This window comes from Kitasatospora sp. NPDC101155, from assembly GCF_044768305.1.
In the GTDB taxonomy this organism is placed as follows: domain Bacteria; phylum Actinomycetota; class Actinomycetes; order Streptomycetales; family Streptomycetaceae; genus Kitasatospora.
This window is the reverse complement of record NZ_JBIWPN010000151.1, coordinates 1-1,868: the sequence shown is the minus strand read 5'-3', so window position 1 is coordinate 1,868 and position 1,868 is coordinate 1. Positions and strand designations below refer to the sequence as shown.

Genomic DNA, 1,868 nt, shown 5'->3' with positions numbered 1-1,868 from the left:
CACTGGGCGGCGGTGGCGAACGCGACCCGGTGGCCGGCCTGGCAGGCCCGGATCGCCAGCCCGGTCGCGATGTGCGTCTTGCCCGTGCCCGGCGGCCCGAGGAAGATCGCGTTCTCCTTGGCCGCGATGAAGTCCAAGGTTCCCAGGTGAGCGAGTTGCTGGCGCGTCATTCCGCGTAGATGGGCGAGGTCGAGTTCCTCGATCGTCTTGATCGCGGGGAAACGGGCGGCGCGGATGCGGCCCTCGCCGCCGTGGCTGTCGCGGGCCGAGACCTCACGCTGCAGGCAGGCGACGAGATATTCGAGGTGGCTCCAGGACTCGGCCTGGGCGCGTTCGGCGAGCCGCTCGGCGGCGTCCAGCAGGGCGGGGGCTTTCATCGCGCGGGCGAGGAAGGCCAGGTCGGCGGCGGTTTGTCGGGTGGTGCGGGCGGCGGGAACGCCTGCTTTCGCTGCGTCGGTCGCGGTGTTCGGGGGCTGGGGAGCGGTGCGGGCCATCACGTGTCCTCCTTCCCGGCGCCGCCCTCGATGAGGGTGAACATGCGGTCGTAGGTGCCCAGTTCGCGTTGCTCGACCTCGATGCCGAGGCTGTCCGGAGCCAGCACCGCGGCCCGGGCGGTGGCCGCGCGGGCGGCTTGCTGGTGGATCACCTCGCCGCGCATGAGGTTTGCCGCGGCGGCGTGGTCGGGATCGGTCAGGCTCTGGTGCCTGGCCCAGCAGCGCGCATGGCGGGCCACGACATCGTCGCCGCAGGTGACGGTGATCCCCTCGGTGTCGGCGTGGACCATCACGGTCCTGCCGATCGCGCGAGGGTGGACGGAGTAGTCGTTGGTGTCGACGCGGATGTAGTGGTCGCGGCCGATGCGGACGCGAAGCGGCCACCAGTGGGGCGGGGCGACCGGTGGGATGGTGAGCATCTGTGCGCGGTCCGCCTCCCAGCGGTCCGCGGGGCGGGCGTCGATCGAGCGGTGATGGCGCCGGTTGGCGATCTGCAGCCACGCGGTCAGCTGACGGTTGAAGTCGTCCGGGCCGGTGAAGGTGCGGCCGGGCACGAAGCTGGTCTCCAGGTAGCCGTTGGCCCGTTCGACCAGGCCCTTCGTTTCCGGGTCGCGGGGCCGGCAAAGGTGCACCTTGATGGCGAGCAGGCCGGCGAACGCGGCGAACTCGCTGGTCAGCCTGCCCTTGCCCACGCCGGTTTCGTTGTCCCAGACCAGCGTCTTGGGGACGGCGCCCCAGGAGTTCAGCAGCCGCCAGTGGCCGTCGATCAGGTCACCGGTGGTCCGCGAGGGCAGCATCCGGGCGGTGATCATCCTGGAGTAGCCGGAGACGATCACGAGCACCGGCGGGCGGCCCGACTGGCCGTAGCCGAGCGGGATGTCCACCGGCGGGAACCACAGATCGCACTGGGCGAGCTCGCCGGGCTGGTAGACCGTCCGCGAGACCGGATCCGCCGGCAGATAGGCCGGCCGCAGCTCACGCACCCGCTCCCGCAGGATCGACAGCCCCCGCTCCCACCCGATCCGCTCCGCGATCACCGTGGCCGGCATCGTCGGGGTCTGCTTCAACAGCTCCCGGATCGCCGGCTCCACCGCGTCCACGGCCGAGCCCTTCGGCGCCCGCCGGTAGACCGGCGGCCGATCCGAGGCCAGAGCCCGCAACACCGTGCCCCGGGAGATCCCCAGCTCACGGGCCACGGCCCGCGCCGACAACCCCTCCGCGCGATGCAACCGCCGGATCTCGGCCCAGTCCTCCACCTGGATCACCTCTCTTCCTCCTGACTCCCGTACCAGTGAAGTCAGGATGATCAAGAGATCGCAGAGTGACCCGATTTTGATCCGCCGTCCGTGGCCCTCAATTCACCCGTTGCCGACA

General features: G+C 71.0%; 2 protein-coding genes. Both read right to left on the bottom strand.

Going from position 1 to position 1,868, the window contains the following annotated elements; genetic code table 11:
* On the bottom strand, positions 1-494 hold a 494-nt coding region (locus ACIRYZ_RS46485), incomplete at its 3' end, for an ATP-binding protein (RefSeq protein WP_402955815.1).
* Entirely contained in the window at positions 494-1,759 is a 1,266-nt protein-coding gene (gene istA, locus ACIRYZ_RS46480) for an IS21 family transposase (protein ID WP_402955812.1), read from the bottom strand. The genes istA and ACIRYZ_RS46485, both read right to left, overlap by 1 nt.
* Between the last annotated feature and the right edge of the window lie 109 nt (positions 1,760-1,868).